Below are 19,114 nucleotides of genomic sequence, written 5' to 3'. Positions count from 1 at the left end.
GCCGCGTCAGGCCTCGCGCAGGGCCAGTGCCGGCGGCGTATGCAGGATCGCCCGCGTACCCCACCAGCCCGCCAGCAGGCTCAACCCGATGCCGACCACGCCGCCGATCAGCAGGCCCGGCCACGGCGGCAGCAACGGCAGCTCGAACACCTTCTGCGAGACCGCCACGCCGATGGCGGCCGCCGCGCCCACCGCCAGCATCGCCGCCAGCGTGCCCAGCGCGCCAAATTCCACCAGCACCGCGCCGCGCAGCTGGCGCCGGGTTGCGCCCAGCGTGCGCAGCACCGCGCTGTCGTAGCGGCGCTCGCCAGCCGTGGCCTGCAGCGCAGCCAGCAGCACCAGCACGCCGGCCAGCAGGCTGAATACCATCACCAGCTGCACCGCCTGCGCGACCCGGTTCATCACCTCGCGTACCTGCGAAATGACCGCATCGACATCCAGCAGCGACAGGTTCGGCTGTTCGCGTACCAGCGCACCCAGGCCCGCCGCCTTGCCGGCCGGCAGATGGAACGCCGACAGCAGGTTGTGCGGCGTATCGCCCACCGCGTTGGGATTGAGCAGCACGAAGAAGTTTGGGCGGAAGGTGTTCCAGTCCGCCTTGCGCACGCTGGTGACGGTGAACTCGCGTTCCTGTTCGCCCACGGCAATGGTGATGCGGTCGCCCGGGTACACGCCGTAGCGCTTGGCCCAGCCGATCTCCACCGAGGCTTCCGGCGCGGTGCTGTCAGCCTTCCAGAACGTGCCGTTGACCAGCGTGTTGGCCGGCGGGAAGGTGCTGCGCCAGCTGAAGTTCAACGGCCGGTTCTCGTCATCGTCGTCGCGCTGGCCTTCGCCCTGTGCCGGCTGGCCGTTCTGCTCCGGTGTACGGTCCACGCGCAGCGGGGGTTTGCCGTTGATCGCGATCAGGCGGCCGGTGGCCATCGGTTCGACGCTGGCATCGGCCGCGCCCAGCCCCTGCAGTGCGGCCAGCACGCTGTCGCGCTGTTCGGGCTGGATGTTGATCAGGAAGTAGTTCGGTGTATCCGCGGGCAGGCGTTCGCGCCACTGCTGCAGCAGGCCGGGGCCGGTCACCGCCAGCAGCAACAGCGCGCACAGCGACAGTGACAAGCCCACCAGCTGCATCACCGCCAGCATCCGGCGCCGGGTCAGCGCCGCCAGGCCCAGCCGCCAGTGGCCGTGCAGATGGTGCTGCAGGCCGCGCAGCAGCTGCAGCAGCACCAAACCGACCACGCCGGCCGCCACCGCCAGCCCGCCCAGGCCGCCCAGCACCCACAACGCCAGCTTGAGGTCGCCGGTGACCTGCACCGCCAGCACCAGGCTGGCCGCCAGCGCCGCCACATAGGCCAGCAGTGAGGCCGGTGGCAGGGTGGCGAAGGAGCGGTTGAGCACGCGCATCGGCGGCACGCCGCGCAGGCGCAGCAGCGGCGGCAGGCCGAAGCCGAACAGCAGCAACAGGCCGATGCCGGCGCCGGTCAGCGCCGGCATTGCCTCGGGCAGCGGCAAGCGCTGCGGCACCAGGCTGCCCAGTACCTGCACCAGGCCTTCCTGCGCAGCCATGCCCAGGCCGATGCCGAGTGCGCAGGCGGGCACTGCTAGCATCAGCAGCTGCAGTGCCAGACCGGACAGGATGTCGCGCTGGCGCGCACCCAGGCAGCGCAGGATCGCCACCTGGTCGATGCGGCGCAGCGCGAAGCGGTTGGCCGCCAGCGCCGTGGCCACACCGGCCAGCAATACCGCCAGCAGCGCGCTCAGGCCGAGGAAGCGCCCGGCAAGATCAAAGGCCTGGCGCACGCCGCGCTGGGTGTCGTCCACGCTCAGCAGGCGAAGGCCCTTCACCTGCGGCAGCAGCCATTGCCGCAGCGCGGCGATCTGGTCGGCTGCTCCGGCGAACATCAGCCGGTAGTTGATGCGGCTGCCGGGGCCGAGCAGTCCGGTGCCCTCCACATCGGCGCGGTTGACCAGCAGGGTGGGGGAGAGGGTCAGCAGGTCGCCGCCGGCATCCGGCTCGGCCTCGATGATGCCGGCGATGCGCAGCGTGCCGGCGCCGAATTCGAGGTCATCGCCGGCCTTCAGCCCCAGCCCCTGCAGCAGGCGCGGGTCGGCATAGGCCTGGCCCTTGGGCGGCATGCCGGCCTCGGCGATCAGGGCGCCGCCGGGTGTGGCCCGCACCCGCAGCGTGCCACGCAGCGGATAACCCGCCTGCACCGCCTTGATGCTGGCCATCTGGCTGGCATCACCGTTGAACAGCACGCTGCCGAAGCTGGCGATGCGGGTGTATGCCAGTCCACGCCGCTGCGCCTCGTCGGCGAACGCCTGCGGCGGGTCATCGCGCCCGGCGATGCCGAGGTCGCCACCGAGCATTTCCGCCGCGCTGCCGGTCAGTGCCAGGTTGACCCGGTTCACCAGCGTGCCGACCGCGGTCATCACCGCCACGCCCAGCACCAGTGCGGCGAACACGGTCAGCAGGTCGCCGGCCAGCGCCTCGCGGCGCAGCGCGCGCCACGCGTGCCGCAGCAGGTTCATGCCTGCGCCCCGCGCTCGACCGGCAGCAGCTGGCCGTTGTCGATGCGGTGGATGTACTGGCAGCGCTGGGCCAGGCGCAGGTCGTGGGTGACCAGCACCAGGGTGGTGCCGCTGCCGGCGTTGAGTTCGAACAGCAGGTCGCTGATGTGCTGGCCGGTGGCATGGTCCAGCGAGCCGGTCGGTTCATCGGCGAACAGGATGCGCGGGCGGGTGACGAAGGCACGTGCCAGCGCCACGCGCTGCTGCTCGCCGCCAGACAGCTGGCGCGGGTAGTGGCGGGCACGATGGGCCAGGCCGACCTGGGCCAGCACTTCATCGACCCGCGCCCGGTCTTCGCGCCCGGCCAGTTCCAGCGGTAGCGCGACATTCTCGGCGGCGGTCAGCGCTGGCAGCAGGTGGAAGCTCTGGAACACGAAGCCGACCTCACGCGCGCGCAGCTGGGCCCGTGCTTCCTCGTCAAGGTTTCCCAGGTCGTGCCCGGCCAGGCTGATGCGGCCGCGGCTGGGCAGGTCCAGCCCGGCCAGCAGGCCGAGCAGGGTGGTCTTGCCGGAACCGGAGGCGCCGACGATGGCCGCGCTGGTGCCTTCATGGACGGTCAGGGTGATGTTGTCCAGTATGTGGACTTCACCCTCCGGGCCCTGCACGGATTTGCCGACCTGGTCGACGGCGATGGCAACGGACGCGCTGCGGGGGGACAGGCTGTCGATGAGGAGACTCCAATGCGCAAGACGGGATGGAGCCGGCGAGCCGGCGTGATGATGGTGCTGCTGCTAGGGTTCCTGCTGCTGCCCGGGCTGGCCTGTGCCAAAGGTCCGGCCGGCACTGTGCTGGTCCTCGGCGACAGCCTCAGTGCAGCCCACAATATCCCCGCCGACGCCGGCTGGGTCAGCCTGCTGCAGCAGCGGGTCAGGCAGCAGTCGAAAACCCCGGCGCGCATCGTCAACGCCAGCATGAGCGGGGAAACCACCGCCGGCGCGCTGACCCGCCTGCCGGGCCTGCTGGCGAAGGAAAAACCGGCCGTGGTGGTGATTGCCCTCGGCGGCAATGACGCACTGCGCGGGCTGACCCCGGCGCAGGTGCAGGGCAACCTGGAAAAGATGGTGCAGGCCAGCCAGAAGGCCGGTGCCAAGGTGCTGCTGCTGGGCATCGACGTGCCGCCCAACTACGGCCCGGCCTATCGCCAGCGCCTGGCGGCGGCCTACAAGGCGCTGGCCACGCAGTACAAGGTGCCGCTGCTGCCCTTCCTGCTGGAGGGCGTGGCGCTGCAGCCGGGCATGATGCAGGCCGACGGCCTGCACCCGACCGCACAGGCGCAGCCGAAGGTGCTGGACAACGTCTGGCCGCTGCTGCGCCCCCTGCTCTGAACGATTTACATCCCTCTTGACGGAACTTCACATCGCGTCCACCGTCGATCCGGCATGTTTCACAAAGCTGAAGTTAGAGGGAATCACATGCGTCAGACGAAGGAGACCTCCGGCTTGGTGCTGGTGGTCGAAGACAACCGCAACATCTCCGAGATGATCGGGGAATACCTGGAAGGTCGCGGCTTCGAAGTCGACTATGCACAGGACGGCCTGGATGGCTACCGCCTTGCGGCGGAAAACAGCTATGACGTCGTGGTGCTCGACTTGATGTTGCCGCGCCTGGATGGCATCGAAGTGTGCCGTCGCCTGCGCAACGATGCGCGCAAGTCCACCCCGGTGCTGATGCTCACGGCACGCGACACGCTGGACGACAAGCTCACCGGCCTCGGTTTCGGCGCCGATGACTACCTGACCAAGCCGTTCGCGATCCAGGAGCTGGAAGCCCGCCTGCGCGCGCTGATCCGCCGCGAGCGTCGCCAGGTCGGTTCGGAAGTGCTGAAGGTTGCCGACCTGGTGCTCGATCCGGTCAGCATGCGTGCCACCCGTGCCGGTACCGAGCTGCAGCTGTCGCCGATCGGCCTGCGCCTGCTGACCATCCTGATGCGCGAATCGCCGCGCGTGGTCACCCGCCAGGAGATCGAACGCGAGATCTGGGGCAACGGCCTGCCGGATTCGGACACCCTGCGCAGCCACCTGTACAACCTGCGCAAGATCATCGACAAGCCGTTCGACCGTCCGCTGCTGCATACCGTGCAGAGTGCCGGCTACCGCATTGCCGACATCGCCCAGCCGATGGCCTGAGCAGGCCCGCGCCGGTGCAGCCGCAGGCCGGGCCGGGCTGCGGCCGGGCACACGGGCAGGGGATGACCGTCCGGCAGCGCCGCCGGTCATCGCCCGTGCATCCCAACGGCGCGGTGCGCTGCCTATAATCGCAGCGCTCTGACCGGGACCCCGCAATGCCGCACGGCCTGCCGCGCAAGATCCGTATCGCTTTCATCCTGCAGGCAGTGCTGGCCAGCCTGGGCATCCTGCTCGGTGCGTGGCTGGTTTCGCTGGTGATCAAGCACAGCCTGGTCGGCGCCGCCCTGCGCGAGGAGGCGGCGTACTTCTGGACGCTGCACGAGGCCTCGCCGGTGCAGCCGCCACCCAACACCCAGAACATCCGTGGCTACCTGCTGGAAAGCGGGCAGTCGGCCCTGTCGTTGCCGGCCAACCTGCGCAACCTGGAGCCGGGCTTCCACGAACTGCGTGGGGACGACCAGCTGGTGCTGGTCGATGTGCGCCCGGCCGGCCGCCTGTATCTGGTATTCCTGCGTTCGCGCGCGGAGATGCTGGCGTTCTGGTTCGGCATCGTGCCGGTGCTGCTGACCCTGCTGGCGGTGTATGGCGCCAGCTGGGTCACCTATCGTGCTTCCAAGCGCCTGGTGTCGCCGGTGAACTGGCTGGCGCGGCGCGTCTCACGCTGGGACCCGGGCCACCCGGAGGCGGCCGACCTGGAGCCGAACAAGCTGCCGGCGGACATGCAGGGCGAGACCCGGCAGCTGGCGGCCGCACTGCATTCGCTGGCCAACCGGGTCAGCGCGCATGTGGCGCGCGAGCGCAATTTCACCCGTGATGCCAGCCATGAGCTGCGCACGCCGCTGACCGTCATCCGCGTCGCCAGCGACATGGCACTGGGCGATGACAGCCTGGAGCCGCGCCTGCGCCGCAGCCTGCAGCGCATCCAGCGTGCAGGCCGTGACATGGAGGCGGTGATCGATGCCTTCCTGATCCTGGCCCGCGAGGCCGACGTCGAGCCCCAGGTCGAGCTGTTCGACGTCAACGACATCGTCCGCTACGAAGTGGACAACGCCAACGAACTGCTGGGTACGCGCCCGGTGTCGGTGCATTTGCACAGCGATGGCCCGGTGCAGCTGCATGCGCCGCCGCGGGTGCTGCAGGTGGTGGTCAGCAACCTGGTGCGCAACGCCTGCAGCTACACCGATGAGGGGCGCATCGACGTGCATGTGCACAACGACCGGGTGGTGGTGCGCGATACCGGTATCGGCATGTCGGCCGACGCGCTGTCGCGGGCCTTCGAGCCGTTCTACCGCGCCGAGCCGAGCCGCCCGCAGGGCACCGGCCTGGGCCTGTCGATCGTACGCCGGCTGTGCGATCGCTTCGGCTGGAAGGTCAGCCTGGCCAGCGAGCCGGGTCAGGGCACCGAGGCCACGGTGATCTTCCGGTAGAGGGATTTTGCCGGGCTGCGCCCGGCACCCGCCGAGGCAACATCAAAAGCGGGCATTCCGTGGAATGGCGGGGCGGTGTGGGTTTGCAGGACACGCCGTAAACCCGTCCATGGGGGCTCGATGGCGCCATCCATGGCGCCAACGGTCCTGCAAACCCGCACCGCCCCGCCTTCGACAGTTTCCCGCGATCCGCAGTAGATCCACGCCATGCGTGGATGGGGTTGCTCAGTTGCAGTGGACCTTCGGCGCCAGCGCCCTGGTCCAGATCGCATAGCCGGCCGGAGTCATGTGCAGCATGTCCTCGCGGAACAGCGACGCATCCGGCTGGCCATCGGTGCCGAGCATCGGCGTGTAGACGTCGGTGAAACCGGTGTTGGGCAGCTTGGCCAGGGCGGCCTTGATCAGCGTATTGGCTTCGTTGATCGCCGGCAGCAGATGCGCACGCGACGGGCTCGGCTTGATCGACAGGTACTCGACCCTGGTCTTCGGCAGGTCGCGATGCACGCGCTGCACGAAGGCAACCACATCGTCGCGCACCTGCACGGCACTGCGGCCGCTGTTGAGGTCGTTGTCACCGGCGTAGAAGAACACCTTGCACGGTGCATACGGCACCACGATGCGGTCGGCATACCAGGTGCTGTCGCGCACTTCCGAACCGCCGAAGCCGCGGTTGAACACCGGCTGGCCGGGGAAGTCGGCTGCCAGGCCTTCCCACATGCGGATCGAGGAGCTGCCGATGAACTCGATGCCGCCCCGTGGCGGTGGGTTGGCCTGGTCGGCGTTGGCGAAGTGGGCCATGTCGCCGGCCCAGGCCACGTTGGAGACCTGCTCGGGCACGCGCGGCGGCTTGGCCGGGCTCAGCGCCTGGGCAAGCGGTGCGGCGGTCAGCAGGCCCAGCATCAGCAGGCAGGTACGGCGACGGGACATCAGGCGCTCCAGCAGGGAAGTGGGAAGCCATCATAGAAGCTGGGGCGGGCCGGGGCTTGCCCCTGGCAGTCCATTCACCTGGCCGGTGCCGGGATGCGGCTGGCGGCCTTGTGGCAAAATGGCGGCCATCTGCCTATCCCTGTGCACCCATGATTCCCTGCCGTGCGTCTGAGCGGTCGCTGCGCCGCGCCCCTGTTGCTGGATGTTCCACCCGTGGCTGATCAGTTCGGCCATCTGCCCCGCGGCCCGCGCCGCATCTTCCAGGCCGCCCGCTGGTCCTGGCAGGGCCTGCGCGCCGCCTGGCTGCATGAGTCCTCGTTCCGGCTGGAGGTCTACCTGCTGATCCTGCTGGCCCCGGTCGCGATCTGGCTGGGCCAGACTCCGGTCGAGCGCGCGCTGCTGATCGGCTCGATGCTGCTGGTGCTGGCGATGGAACTGGCCAACTCGGCCATCGAAGCGGTGATCGAACGTTACGGCAGCGAGATCCACGAGCTGGCCGGCCGCGCCAAGGACATGGGCTCGGCGGCGGTCTTCGTGCTGATGATGAACGTGCTTCTGTGCTGGGCGCTGGTCGTGGTCCCGCATGCAATGGCCGGCAATTACGGCTGATCCCCATTCCCCCTTGTTGAAGACTTCCCATGTCCCTTGAGTTTCTTGCCGATCCGAATGTCTGGTTGACCCTGTTCACGCTGAGCGCGCTGGAAATCGTGCTCGGCATCGACAACCTGGTGTTCATCTCCATCGCCGTCAGCAAGCTGCCAGAGCACCGCCGCCCGTTCGCGCGCCGGCTCGGCATCGCGGTGGCCTGTATCACCCGTATCGGCCTGCTGGTATCGCTGGCGTACCTGGCGCACATGCAGGCGAACCTGTTCACCGTGGCCGGCATGGGCATTTCCATCCGCGACCTGGTGCTGATCGTTGGTGGCCTGTTCCTGATCATCAAGGGTTGGATGGAGATCAGGGAAATGATCACCGGTGGCGAGGATGAAGATCCGAGCACGACCAAGACCTCGGCCGTGTTCGGCTACGTGATCGCGCAGATCGCGGTCATCGACATCGTGTTCTCGCTGGACTCGGTGATCACCGCGGTCGGCATCGCTGACCACGTGCCGGTGATGGTCGCCGCGATCCTGCTGTCGGTGGCGGTGATGCTGCTGGCCGCCAACCCGCTGGGCCGCTTCATCGACGCCAACCCGACCGTGAAGATGCTGGCGCTGGCCTTCATCCTGCTGATCGGTGCGGTGCTGATCCTGGATGGCCTGGACGTGCACATTCCCAAGCCTTACATCTACGCCGCCATGGGCTTCTCGGTGCTGGTGGAGTGGCTGAACCTGCTGATGCGCCGCCGCGCACGCGAACACCACGTGCCGGGTGCCGGCGACTGGTAAGCGCGCCGCTGGCGTGTGAGTTCCTCAGAACCCCCGGCCTGGCCGGGGGTTCTGCGTTGTGGGGGCGAGGTCGGCTCTGCAGCTGCGCTGCGGTTTTTGCACCTGCAGCGGGGTTCCGGCCTCCACTTGTGAACCAGGATCAACAGTGTTTTCCCGGGGCGAGGCTTAATCCGCTACAGCAAAGCGCGCAGGCTACGCACTCCCGATTCCCGCCCCCAGGAAACCCTCCCATGAATTCCAGAGCCGCCTTGCTGGCGCTTGCCGTCGGCGCCTTCGCCATCGGAACCACCGAGTTTGCGCCGATGGGCCTGTTGCCGGTCATCGCCGACGGCGTGGGCGTGGGCATTCCCACCGCTGGCATGCTGATCACCGCCTACGCCGTGGGCGTGATGCTGGGTGCCCCGGTGATGACCCTGCTGATGGGCCGCTTCGGCAAGCGCACCGCGCTGATGCTGCTGATGTCGATCTTCGTGGTCGGCAACCTGCTCTCGGCACTGGCCCCGAACTACGGCCTGCTGTTGCTGTCGCGCCTGATCACCAGCCTCAACCACGGTGCCTTCTTCGGCATCGGTGCGGTGGTCGCCGCCAGCCTGGTACCGAAGGAAAAGCAGGCCGCCGCCGTGGCCACCATGTTCATGGGCCTGACCATCGCCAACATCGGCGGCGTGCCGCTGGCCACCTGGGTGGGCCAGCAGCTGGGCTGGCGCCTGTCCTTCGCCGGCACTGCGGTACTGGGCCTGATCGCGATCACCGCGCTCGGCTTCGCGCTGCCGGCGTCTGCGCCGGGACCGCGCCCGGACGTGCGCCGCGAACTGAAGGCGATCCTGCAACCGCAGGTGCTGCTGGCGATGGCCACCACCGTGCTTGGCGCCGGCGCGATGTTCACCCTCTATACCTACGTGGCACCGGTGCTGACCGAGCTGACCGGTGCCTCCAATACCTTCATCGCGATGTCGCTGGCCCTGATCGGCATCGGCTTCACCCTCGGCAACGGCATCGGCGGGCGCATGGCCGACTGGTCGCTCGATGGTGCCACCCGCATCCTGCTGGCCGTCCTGGCGGTGCTGATGTTCGTGCTGCCGCTGGCCTTCATGAGCCACGCCACCGCGGCGCTCGGCGTACTGCTGTTCGGTGCGGCGACTTTCGCCCTCGTGCCGCCGCTGCAGATCCGGGTGATGCAGGTGGCGAGCGAGGCGCCGGGCCTGGCGTCGTCGATCAACGTGGGTGCGTTCAACCTGGGCAATGCGGTGGGTGCCGCGCTGGGTGGTGCGGTGATCAGTTCGGGCCTGGGCTATGCCGCGATTCCGGTGGCCGGTGGCCTGCTGGCGGCATCGGGGTTGCTGCTGGCATGGCTGGGGCGTCCGCGCACTGCGGTGGCTGAGGCTTGCTGAGTGATGTGGGGTTCCGGCAGGGCTTGCAGCCCTGCACCCGCTGCAATCAACGTCAACGTCAACGTCAACGGCAAAAGCCTGCATTCCGTGGGGTGGCGGGGTGGGTCCGGTTGAGGGGGACGCTGCAAGTACGTCCATGTAAGCTCGGTCGCCGCATCCATGCGGCTCACGCCCCCTCAACCGGACCCACCCCGCCTTCGACAGTTTCCCGCGATCGGTCGGAACGGCGTTCTGCTTTGGTAGGTGTCGACCTTGGTCGACACGAATGCCTGAAGAACCGCGTTTTGCTTTTGATTTTTCTTTTGATCTTCCCGCGGTGCGCAGGAAATTGTCTGTGGCCGGGAGGGTGGGTTGGCTGGGGGCGTGAGCCGCATGGATGCGGCGATCGAGCTTACATGGACGTACTTGCAGCGCCCCCCAGCCAACCCACCCTCCCGGCCGCCCCCGATAACGCTTCCTCGCCAACCACCGCGGAGGGGGCGGCGCCCGATGGCCGGTCTTTCACCCGAACCGTGGCATGCTCGGTGCCCAGTCCACCCGGAACCTCCGCCATGCGCCTGTTCACCCGTGTCCTGCCCCTGATGCTGCTGGCCTCCCTGCTGTCCGGCTGTGGCTACAACGCCATCCAGCAGAAGGATGAAGCGGTCAAGGCCAGCTGGTCGGAGGTCATCAACCAGTACAAGCGCCGCGCCGACCTGGTGCCCAACCTGGTGCAGACCGTGAAGGGCTTCGCCAGCCAGGAAGAGCGCGTGCTGACCGAAGTCACCAACGCCCGTTCGCGTGTCGGCCAGATCAACGTGAATGCCGACGACGAAGCCTCGCTCAAGCAGTTCCAGCAGGCCCAGGGCGAACTGGGCAGCGCGCTGTCGCGGCTGCTGGTGGTGACCGAGAACTACCCGGAGCTGAAGTCCAACCAGAACTTCCGCGACCTCCAGGCACAGCTGGAAGGTACCGAGAACCGGGTCACCGTCGCCCGCGGCCGTTACATCCAGCAGGTGCAGGACTACAACACCTACATCCGCTCGTTCCCGCAGGTGATCACTGCCAAGATCTTCGGCTACAAGACCAAGCCGAACTTCACGGTGGAGAACGAGGCGCAGATCTCCAACGCGCCGGCGGTCGATTTCGGCAACGCGCCGCAGCAGCAGCCGGCACCGCAGCCGGGGACCTGATCGATGCGCCTGGCCACTGCGCTGCTGGCCCTGCTGCTGTGGCTGCCGCTTGCCGCGCAGGCACAGCAGCTGGCGCCGGTTCCTGCGCTGGATTCGCCGGTGGTCGATACCACCGGCACGCTGGATGCCACGCAGAAGCAGGCGCTGGTGCAGCAGGCGATCGAACTGCAGCAGCGCAAGGGCAGCCAGCTGCAGGTGCTGGTGGTGCCCACCACCCAGCCGGAAGACATCGCGCAGTACACCACGCGGGTCTTCGACCAGTGGCAGATCGGCCGCAAGGGCGTGGATGACGGCGTTCTGCTGGTGGTGGCCAAGGACGACCGGCGCGTGCGCATCGAGCCGGGCTACGGCCTGGAAGGCGCAATTCCCGATGCCATCGCCAACCGCGTCATTCAGGAATACCTGGTGCCGCGCTTCCGCAGCGGCGACTACGCCGGTGGCATCACCGACGCCACGGCGGTGCTGGTCAAGCTGATCGACGGGGAAACGCTGCCGGCACCGGTCAGTGGCCATCGCGGGCGTGAGCCCAGCGGTGGTGGCGATACCTGGTTCCTGGCGCTGTTCATCGGTGTGTTCGCCGGCAGCATCCTGCGTGGCGTGTTCTCTCGCGTGCCGCGACCGCTGCGTGGCCTGCTCGGCGGTGCCGGTGCGGCGCTGGCGGCGTTCCTGTTCACGTCCACGCTGCTGGCCAGTGGCCTGGCAGGCGTCGTAGGGCTGATCGTGGCCATGCTCTCCGGCCACCCGGGCCGCTTTGCCGGTGGCGGTGGCTGGGGCGGTGGCAGCTGGGGCGGCGGAGGCGGCTTCGGAGGAGGCGGTGGATTTGGCGGTGGCGGCGGCTGGGGCGGTGGTGGTGGCCGCTCCGGCGGTGGCGGTGCTTCGGGGGGCTGGTGATGATCCAACGACTGTGTCGGCATGTGTTTTCGCCGTCGGTACGGCGCGCGTTCCCGCCGGCCACGCTGCAGGCGATCACCGAGGCCATCGCGGCCGGTGAGCAGCGCCACGGCGGGCAGGTGATGTTCGCGGTGGAAGCGGACCTGCCGCTGGCCGCGCTGTGGCACAGGGTCACCCCGCGCCAAGCCGCCGAGCATGCGTTTGCCCGCCTGCGCACCTGGGATACCACCCACAACAACGGTGTGCTGATCTACCTGCTGTTGGCTGACCACGCCATCGAGATCGTTGCCGACCGTGGCCTGCAGGGCCGGGTCAGCCCGGCGCAGTGGCAGCGGGTCTGCACCCACCTGCGCGAGGGCCTGCGTGGTTCCCATCCGGTGGAAGCACTGCAGGATGCCATCGACGAGGTCTCCAGCCTGATCGAAGGGCACTTTCCGGCCTCGACGCGGTCGAACGATGACGCGTTGCCGAACTCGCCCCAGCTCCTTGGTTGAGCCGGGGCGGCACTGGCCCGAGAATAGGCGTTCAACCGCAAGGCACCTTTCATGATCTATTTCCACGACATCGACCCCATCGCCCTCTCGCTGGGGCCGATCAAGGTGCACTGGTACGGCATCATGTACCTGCTCGGCTTCACCGCGGCCTGGCTGCTGGGCCGCAAGCGCATTGCCGACGGGCGCCTGCCGGGCGTTGATGCCAACGGCTTCTCCGACCTGCTGTTCTACGCCATGCTTGGCGTGGTGCTGGGCGGGCGCATCGGCTACATGCTGTTCTACGCGCTGGGCGATTTCCTGCACAACCCGCTGCTGCTGTTCAAGGTGTGGGATGGCGGCATGAGTTTCCACGGCGGCCTGCTGGGCGTGATTGCGGCCTGCTGGTGGTGGTCGCGCAAGCACAAGCTGCATTTCTTCGACACCATGGATTTCATGGCGCCGCTGGTACCGCTGGGCCTGGGCTTCGGCCGTATCGGCAACTTCATCGGTGCCGAGCTGTGGGGCAAGTACACCGACGGTACCTGGGGTGTGGTGTTCCCGTCCGGCCTGCCGGCACCGCTGAACCAGCTCGACCACGCCACCCTGCAGGCGCAGTTCGCCACCGGGGCGTTGAACCAGTTCGCCCGCCATCCCTCGCAGTTGTATGAAGCGTTGCTGGAAGGCCTGGTGATGTTCGTGGTGCTGTGGGCCGTGTCGTCCAAGCCGCGCCATCGCTATCTGGTCGGCGGCCTGTTCGCGCTGATGTACGGCCTGTTCCGCTTCGCGGTGGAGTTCGTGCGCATGCCCGACAACGGCGTCTACGTGGCCTTCGACTGGCTGACCCGTGGCCAGATCCTCAGCCTGCCGCTGATCGCTTTCGGCCTGGTGCTGCTGGTGATGTCGCGCCGTGCGCCGGTACTGCAGCCGCAGCTGCCGGTGGCTGCCGAGGGCAAGGCATGAAGGCTTACCTGGACCTGCTCTCGCATGTGCTCGAGCACGGCGCCGAGAAGAGCGATCGCACCGGCACCGGCACCCGCAGCGTCTTTGGCTGGCAGATGCGTTTCAACCTGGCCGAAGGCTTCCCGCTGGTCACCACCAAGAAACTGCACCTGCGCTCGATCATCCATGAGCTGCTGTGGTTCCTGAAGGGCGACACCAACATCGGCTACCTGAAGGACAACCAGGTACGGATCTGGGACGAGTGGGCCGACGAGAACGGCGACCTCGGCCCGGTCTACGGCAAGCAGTGGCGCAGCTGGGCCACCGCCGACGGCGGCGAGATCGACCAGATGCAGTGGCTGGTGGACGAGATCAAGCGCAACCCCGATTCGCGCCGGCTGGTGGTCAGCGCCTGGAACGTGGGCGAGCTTTCGCAGATGGCGCTGATGCCGTGCCACAACCTGTTCCAGTTCTACGTGGTGGACGGCAAGCTCAGCTGCCAGCTCTACCAGCGCAGCGGCGACATCTTCCTCGGCGTGCCGTTCAACATCGCCAGCTACGCGCTGCTGACCCACATGGTGGCGCAGGCCACCGGCCTGGGCGTGGGTGATTTCGTGCATACGCTGGGCGATGCGCACCTGTATTCGAACCACTTCGAGCAGGCGCGTGAGCAGCTGTCGCGTGAACCGCGCGCGCTGCCGAAGTTGTGGTTGAACCCGGAGGTGACCGATCTGTTCGGCTTCCAGTTCGACGACATCCGCATCGACGGCTACGATCCGCACCCGACCATCAAGGCACCGGTGGCGGTATGAGTACCCGTCTGATTTCCAGCGGCCTGCTGGCGCTGTGCGGCATGCTGCCGCTGGCCATGGTGCAGGCCGGACCGGCCGATGCGCTGTCGTTGGCCCGGCAGGTCAATGAGCAGATCGTGCACAAGCACATGCGCGAGGAAGTGCAGGCGTTCGCCGGGGCCTTCAACGGCAGCACGATGATGCCCCAGGATGTGCCGGAAGGCTGCCGGGCGCAGATGCGTGAGGCGGTAACCGGCATGTACACGGCGATGACCGAGCATCTGAAGGCTGGTATCGAGGATCCGGCCTATCAGCGCACGCTCGAGCAGCAGCTTGCCACCGTCTATTCCAGTGACCAGTTGCAGGCATTCCTGGCACGCCGTGCCAGCACCGACACTGCCGCGTTGTCGGCAGACATCCTGTCAGGGCCGGGCCTGAAGGACATCGAAGAAGCGCAGAAGCAGAAGATCCTCGGTGGCCTGGATGAGCAGTCCACGTCCAGCCCTGCGCTGGCGGCGGCGTTGCGGGCCGCCAGTGCCGCCAACGCTGCCTGCGAACGCCTGCAGATCGACGCCGGTTGAGGAGGTGGTAGCAATGAAGCTGTCGATGATCGTGGCGCTGGACCGCAACCGTGGCATCGGCCAGGGCAATGCCATGCCCTGGCACCTGCCGGATGATTTCAGGCACTTCAAGGCGCTCACCCTGGGCAAGCCGATCCTGATGGGGCGCAAGACCGCCGAGTCGATCGGCCGCGTGCTGCCGGGGCGGACCAACCTGGTGCTGACCCGCAGCGGCCAGGTGCCGTTCGAGGGCATGCGGGCGGTGGCGTCGCTGGACGAGGCGAAGGCGATTGCCAATGGCGAGGGCGCCAGTGAGCTGTGCATCATCGGCGGCGGCGAGATCTTCCACCAGCTGCTGGACCAGGCCAGTGACCTGTACCTGACCTGGGTGGATGCCGAAGTCCCCGCCGATACCCATTTCCCCGAAGTGGACGTGCAGGACTGGCGGGAAGTGAGCAGCGAGCCGCACCCGGCCGACGAACGACACGCCTACGCGTTCCGCTTCGTGCACTACGTGCGCCGCTGATCGCAACGCATCTGTAGAGCCGAGCTTGCTCGACAGCTCTTGGCGGATACACAGGGCATAGTCGAGCAAGCTCGACTCTACGGCCCGGGCATCCGGTAATGCCCGATGATGGCGTGCTGGAACAGCAGGTTCTCTTCGCGCGTGCCGCGCGCGATGTTGTGCAGCACCAGCGGTGTGCCATTGGCCAGGTGGCGGTCGGAGACGATGCCCACATGCAGCAGGCCGTTGCCGTTGAGCTTCCAGGCAACGATGTCGCCGGCCGCGTAGTCGGCGGCGGCGGCCGTGATCGGCTGCTGCCAGCCCTGTCGCTCGAACCAGCGCATCAGGTTCGGCACGCGACGATGATCGATGTTGCGATCCGGCCGTGACAGGCCCCAGATCGCGGGATAGGCGCTGAAATTGCCGCGCATGTCTTCATGCACCTGCGCCTGCAGGTCCAGGCCCTGGCTGCGCAGGGCACGCACCACTACGTCGGTGCACACACCGCGATCAACCGGGACGTCTCCGCCGGGATAGGCCAGCACCTGATAGGCAGGGTCGTAGCGGGTGGTGACACCGATCTGCGCGCGCGCTGCAGCCACCAGTGGCGGCGATGGCGCCTGCGGTTGCGATGGCGTGTGGCCGGTGTTTCCGCCGCCGGTGGGGGCAGGGGCAGAAGTGGGCTGGCAGCCGCTGGCCAGGGCCAGCGTCAGCACCATCCATGGTGCCCAGCCGCGCCGCGTCATGCCTGCGGCGGGGGACTGCTGTTGCCGGGGCTCGCAGAGCCACCACCGCCACCACCACCACGGCGGCGGCGACGGCGCGGGCCGCGGTTGCCCGGGGTGGCGGCCGGAGCGTTGCCGCCGCCCTGTTCCTTGCCCTGCGCCGATGCAGCCGGGCGCTCGTGCGTCGGTCGCGCCGGCGGGCGGGCGTTGGGCACCGGTGCCGGCACATCGCGGCCCGGTACCTGCACTACACGCAGCTCATCGGTATCGAGCTGGATCGCGGTGAGCTTGCCGCCCCAGACCGCGCCGGTGTCGATGGCGTGCACGCCCTGGGTGATGGTCAGGCCCAGCGCCGACCAGTGGCCGCAGACGACCTTGAGGTCACGCTCGACCCGGCCCGGCACTTCGAACCAGGGATACAGCCCCTGTTCCTGCGTGCCCGGCGTGCCCTTGTCCTCGATGCCGATGCGCCCACGCGGGGTGCAGTAGCGCATGCGGGTGAGCACGTTGATGATCGCGCGCGAGCGGTCATAGCCGGACAGGTTCGGTGCCCAGCTCGGCTTGTCGCCGTACATGTTGCGGAACAGCTTGCGGTAGCCGGCGCCGTGCAGCTGCACCTCGACCTCGGCGGCATGCTTCTCGGCCATCTGCGTGGTCCACTTCGGCGCCAGGCCGGCGTGCACCATCATCCAGCCCAGCTCGCGGTCCACGTGCACCAGCTTCTGCAGGCGCAGCCAGTCCAGCAGTTCGTCGCGGTCCTCGGCCTGCACGATGCGCAGCAGGTCCGGGTTGACCTTGCGCTGTTCCTCTTCGGTGCGGGCACCGACGGCCAGCAGCGAAAGATCATGGTTACCCAGCACCACCACGCTGTGCTCGCGCAGCGAATGCACCAGCCGCAGCGTTTCCAGCGACTGGCCGCCCCGGTTCACCAGGTCGCCGCAGAACCACAGGGTGTCCTGCGCCGGGTCGAAGCGGATCTTCTCCAGCAGTCGCTGGGTGACGTCATAGCAGCCCTGCAGGTCGCCGATCGCCCACACACTCATCGTTCGGCCTCCGTGTCAGTGCAGGGTACGCGGGATGGCCAGCACGAAAGGTGCGACCGGCGCGGCAAATTCGGTGCCGTCGTCGGCGACCATGTCGTAGTGGCCCTGCATGGTCCCGTGATCGGTCCCCAGCATGACACCGGACGTGTAATGGAAGTCTTCACCGGGACGCAGGCGCGGCTGCTCGCCGATCACCCCGTCGCCATCGACATGCTCGACGCGGCCGTTGGCATCGGTGATGCGCCAGTGGCGTGCGACCAGGCGCGCGGCAACACGTCCCTGGTTGTGGATGCGGATCGTGTAGGCGAACGCATAGCGCCCGTCTTCCGGCGCGGATTGATCGTCGAGGAAGCGCGGTGCGACTTCGACGGAGATGGCGTAAACGTCAGCGTCTTCCATACCGGCAGTGTAATCAGGAGGCATTGGCCAAAGCGATGAATTCGGCCACGTCCAGCTGTTCGGCGCGGGCATCGGGACGCACGCCGGCGGCAACGAACTGTTCGGCGGACACCACGTTGTTCAGGGCGTTGCGCAGGGTCTTGCGGCGCTGCCCGAAGGCGGCCTTGACCACCTCGGCGAAACGCTTGTGGTCGTTGATGTTGATCGTGGCCGGGTCACGCGGCACCAGCCGCACCACGGCCGAATCGACCTTCGGCGGCGGCCGGAACGCGCCCGGCGGCACCACGAACAGCGAGGTCACCTGGCAGTAGGCCTGCAGCATCACGCTGAGCCGGCCGTACACCTTGCTGCCGGGGCCGGCGGCCATGCGGTCGACCACTTCCTTCTGCAGCATGAAGTGCATGTCGCGGATCACCGCGGCATGTTCCAGTGCATGGAACAGGATCGGCGAGGAGATGTTGTAGGGCAGGTTGCCGACCAGGCGGATCGGCTGGCCGGCAGCCAGTTCGGTGAAGTCCACGCGCAGCACGTCGCGGTGGACGATGGTCAGCTCGCCCAGCGGCTCGGCGGCGGCGGTCAGCGGCGCGATCAGATCGCGGTCGAACTCGATCACCGTCAGTTTCGGATGCACGCGCAGCAGCGGCAGGGTGATCGCGCCCTGGCCGGGGCCGATCTCGACCAGGCGGTCACCGTCTTTCGGGTTGACCGCCATCACGATCTTGTCGATGTAGTGGCGGTCGGCCAGGAAATGCTGGCCAAGCTGCTTCTTGGCCGGGGCGGTGAACACCGGGCCGGAGGGGGAATGCGGGGAATTCATGCGCTCAGTGTACGTTGCCGCGCAAGCTGCGCACACAGCGTTGTTGCCGCCTGCAGGCTGGAAGGATCGGCAATGCCGCGGCCGGCCAGGTCCAGCGCGGTGCCATGGTCCACCGCCACGCGCGGGTAGGGCAGGCCCAGAGTCAGGTTCACCGCCTGCTCGAAGCCGGAATACTTCAGTACCGGCAGGCCCTGGTCGTGGTACATCGCCAGCACGGTGTCGAAGCCGGCCAGCTTGGCCGGCAGGAAGGCGGTGTCGGCCGGCAGCGGCCCGACCAGGTCCATGCCCTCCGCGCGCAGGCGCTGCAGCAGCGGGATGACCAGGTCCAGTTCCTCGCGGCCCAGATGGCCGTCTTCACCGGCATGCGGGTTCAGGCCGAGCACGGCGATGCGTGGCGCGGGCAGGCCGAACTCGCGGCGCAGCGCGGCATGCACGGTGCGCAGGGTGTGTTCCAGACGGGGCGCGGTGATCGCGTCGGCCACCTCGCGCAGTGGCAGGTGGGTGGTGGCCAGGGCCACGCGCACGATGTGGTTGGCCAGCATCATCACCACCTTCACGCCGGCCTGGTCGGCCAGCAGTTCGGTGGTGCCGCTGTAGGCGATGCCGCCTTCGTTGATGACCGCCTTGTGCACCGGGCCGGTCACCACGCCGTGCAGTTCGCCGGACAGGCAGGCCTGGCCGGCACCCAGCAGGGCGTCGATGACCGCCCCGGCATTGGCCGGGTTGGCCTGGCCGAAGTGGCTGGGCACGGTATTGGCCACAACGCGCACACGCAGATCGCCGGGGACGCGTGCTTCGGCGTCCTCGGGCAGCAGCTGCAGGGGCAGGTTCAGCGCGGCCGCAGCCGCGCGCAGGGTATCCGGGTCGGCGAAGGCCAGCAGCCGGCAATCTTCACGCGGCTTCTGGACGAGGCGGACACACAGCTCCGGGCCGATCCCGGCGGGCTCGCCCGGTACCAGAGCGAGCTCGGGGCGCATC

Annotated in this window: 21 protein-coding genes; 13 read left to right on the top strand and 8 right to left on the bottom strand. The window is 68.0% G+C overall.

The genetic code is table 11. From position 1 onward, the window contains the following. Positions 1-6: 6 nt before the first annotated feature. Both AC13GF_RS03945 and AC13GF_RS03940 read right to left on the bottom strand, forming a co-directional pair. On the bottom strand, positions 7-2,523 hold the full coding sequence (locus AC13GF_RS03945) for an ABC transporter permease (protein ID WP_483003333.1): 2,517 nt from the start codon (positions 2,521-2,523) through the stop codon (positions 7-9). Next, the gene (locus AC13GF_RS03940; RefSeq protein ID WP_126927681.1) at positions 2,520-3,167 is read right to left on the bottom strand and encodes an ABC transporter ATP-binding protein; all 648 of its coding nucleotides are present in this window, start codon (positions 3,165-3,167) and stop codon (positions 2,520-2,522) included. The genes AC13GF_RS03945 and AC13GF_RS03940 overlap by 4 nt, the downstream gene beginning before the upstream one ends. Positions 3,168-3,242: 75 nt before the next feature. On the opposite strand from AC13GF_RS03940, the gene AC13GF_RS03935 reads away from it, so the two are divergent. The 3 genes from AC13GF_RS03935 to AC13GF_RS03925 all read left to right on the top strand — a co-directional run bounded on the left by AC13GF_RS03935 (position 3,243) and on the right by AC13GF_RS03925 (position 6,115). Further along, complete coding sequence (locus AC13GF_RS03935) at positions 3,243-3,887, top strand: arylesterase (protein ID WP_483003331.1); 645 nt, start codon at positions 3,243-3,245, stop codon at positions 3,885-3,887. Between the two features lie 87 nt (positions 3,888-3,974). Then, a complete protein-coding gene (locus AC13GF_RS03930) occupies positions 3,975-4,688 on the top strand; it encodes a response regulator transcription factor (protein ID WP_002811889.1) in 714 nt (237 codons plus the stop codon). A 155-nt stretch (positions 4,689-4,843) separates the two neighbouring features. Continuing rightward, positions 4,844-6,115, top strand: coding sequence for a sensor histidine kinase (locus tag AC13GF_RS03925; protein ID WP_126927680.1), 1,272 nt, complete (start codon positions 4,844-4,846; stop codon positions 6,113-6,115). Positions 6,116-6,340: 225 nt separating this feature from the next. Here AC13GF_RS03925 and AC13GF_RS03920 read toward each other — a convergent pair whose 3' ends face one another. Beyond that, positions 6,341-7,042: an SGNH/GDSL hydrolase family protein gene (locus AC13GF_RS03920; RefSeq protein WP_483003329.1), complete on the bottom strand. Its 702-nt coding sequence runs from the start codon at positions 7,040-7,042 to the stop codon at positions 6,341-6,343. Between the two features lie 213 nt (positions 7,043-7,255). Here AC13GF_RS03920 and AC13GF_RS03915 point away from each other — a divergent pair, with 213 nt between their 5' ends. From AC13GF_RS03915 to AC13GF_RS03870, 10 genes are all read left to right on the top strand, one after another. Beyond that, complete coding sequence (locus AC13GF_RS03915; protein ID WP_099529847.1) at positions 7,256-7,651, top strand: diacylglycerol kinase; 396 nt, start codon at positions 7,256-7,258, stop codon at positions 7,649-7,651. 29 nt (positions 7,652-7,680) lie between these two features. Then, positions 7,681-8,430: a TerC family protein gene (locus tag AC13GF_RS03910; RefSeq protein WP_126927678.1), complete on the top strand. Its 750-nt coding sequence runs from the start codon at positions 7,681-7,683 to the stop codon at positions 8,428-8,430. A 230-nt stretch (positions 8,431-8,660) separates the two neighbouring features. After that, positions 8,661-9,821, top strand: a complete 1,161-nt coding sequence (locus AC13GF_RS03905) for an MFS transporter (protein ID WP_483003326.1) — start codon at positions 8,661-8,663, stop codon at positions 9,819-9,821. A 551-nt stretch (positions 9,822-10,372) separates the two neighbouring features. Further along, complete coding sequence (locus AC13GF_RS03900) at positions 10,373-10,993, top strand: LemA family protein (RefSeq protein WP_126930640.1); 621 nt, start codon at positions 10,373-10,375, stop codon at positions 10,991-10,993. A gap of 3 nt (positions 10,994-10,996) precedes the next feature. Further along, positions 10,997-11,884 carry a TPM domain-containing protein gene (locus tag AC13GF_RS03895; protein WP_483003324.1) on the top strand — a complete coding sequence of 296 codons (888 nt, stop codon included), beginning with the start codon at positions 10,997-10,999 and terminating at the stop codon, positions 11,882-11,884. Then, positions 11,884-12,378, top strand: coding sequence for a TPM domain-containing protein (locus AC13GF_RS03890; RefSeq protein ID WP_060380614.1), 495 nt, complete (start codon positions 11,884-11,886; stop codon positions 12,376-12,378). Before AC13GF_RS03895 ends, AC13GF_RS03890 begins: the two co-directional genes overlap by 1 nt. Positions 12,379-12,429: 51 nt before the next feature. Then, positions 12,430-13,317, top strand: a complete 888-nt coding sequence (gene lgt / locus AC13GF_RS03885; RefSeq protein WP_126930615.1) for a prolipoprotein diacylglyceryl transferase — start codon at positions 12,430-12,432, stop codon at positions 13,315-13,317. Continuing rightward, a complete protein-coding gene (locus tag AC13GF_RS03880) occupies positions 13,314-14,108 on the top strand; it encodes a thymidylate synthase (RefSeq protein WP_126930614.1) in 795 nt (264 codons plus the stop codon). Before lgt ends, AC13GF_RS03880 begins: the two co-directional genes overlap by 4 nt. Continuing rightward, entirely contained in the window at positions 14,105-14,668 is a 564-nt protein-coding gene (locus AC13GF_RS03875; protein WP_483003320.1) for a hypothetical protein, read from the top strand. Before AC13GF_RS03880 ends, AC13GF_RS03875 begins: the two co-directional genes overlap by 4 nt. Before the next feature lie 13 nt (positions 14,669-14,681). Then, the gene (locus AC13GF_RS03870) at positions 14,682-15,173 is read left to right on the top strand and encodes a dihydrofolate reductase (RefSeq protein ID WP_483003319.1); all 492 of its coding nucleotides are present in this window, start codon (positions 14,682-14,684) and stop codon (positions 15,171-15,173) included. A 77-nt stretch (positions 15,174-15,250) separates the two neighbouring features. Here AC13GF_RS03870 and AC13GF_RS03865 read toward each other — a convergent pair whose 3' ends face one another. The 5 genes from AC13GF_RS03865 to pdxA are packed head-to-tail and all read right to left on the bottom strand — an operon-like array spanning position 15,251 to position 19,113. Next, positions 15,251-15,898: a DUF1287 domain-containing protein gene (locus tag AC13GF_RS03865; RefSeq protein ID WP_483003317.1), complete on the bottom strand. Its 648-nt coding sequence runs from the start codon at positions 15,896-15,898 to the stop codon at positions 15,251-15,253. Next, positions 15,895-16,920: a symmetrical bis(5'-nucleosyl)-tetraphosphatase gene (locus tag AC13GF_RS03860; RefSeq protein WP_483003316.1), complete on the bottom strand. Its 1,026-nt coding sequence runs from the start codon at positions 16,918-16,920 to the stop codon at positions 15,895-15,897. The genes AC13GF_RS03865 and AC13GF_RS03860 overlap by 4 nt, the downstream gene beginning before the upstream one ends. Before the next feature lie 15 nt (positions 16,921-16,935). Beyond that, a complete protein-coding gene (gene apaG / locus AC13GF_RS03855; protein WP_005412297.1) occupies positions 16,936-17,319 on the bottom strand; it encodes a Co2+/Mg2+ efflux protein ApaG in 384 nt (127 codons plus the stop codon). Between the two features lie 13 nt (positions 17,320-17,332). Further along, entirely contained in the window at positions 17,333-18,136 is an 804-nt protein-coding gene (gene rsmA, locus AC13GF_RS03850; RefSeq protein ID WP_005408139.1) for a 16S rRNA (adenine(1518)-N(6)/adenine(1519)-N(6))-dimethyltransferase RsmA, read from the bottom strand. Then, complete coding sequence (gene pdxA / locus AC13GF_RS03845) at positions 18,133-19,113, bottom strand: 4-hydroxythreonine-4-phosphate dehydrogenase PdxA (RefSeq protein WP_483003315.1); 981 nt, start codon at positions 19,111-19,113, stop codon at positions 18,133-18,135. Before pdxA ends, rsmA begins: the two co-directional genes overlap by 4 nt. Position 19,114: the final 1 nt, after the last annotated feature.

The sequence above is a fragment of the Stenotrophomonas sp. 22LJNL06-5-1 genome, assembly GCF_056861455.1.
This window is presented reverse-complemented; position numbering and strand designations above follow the sequence as displayed.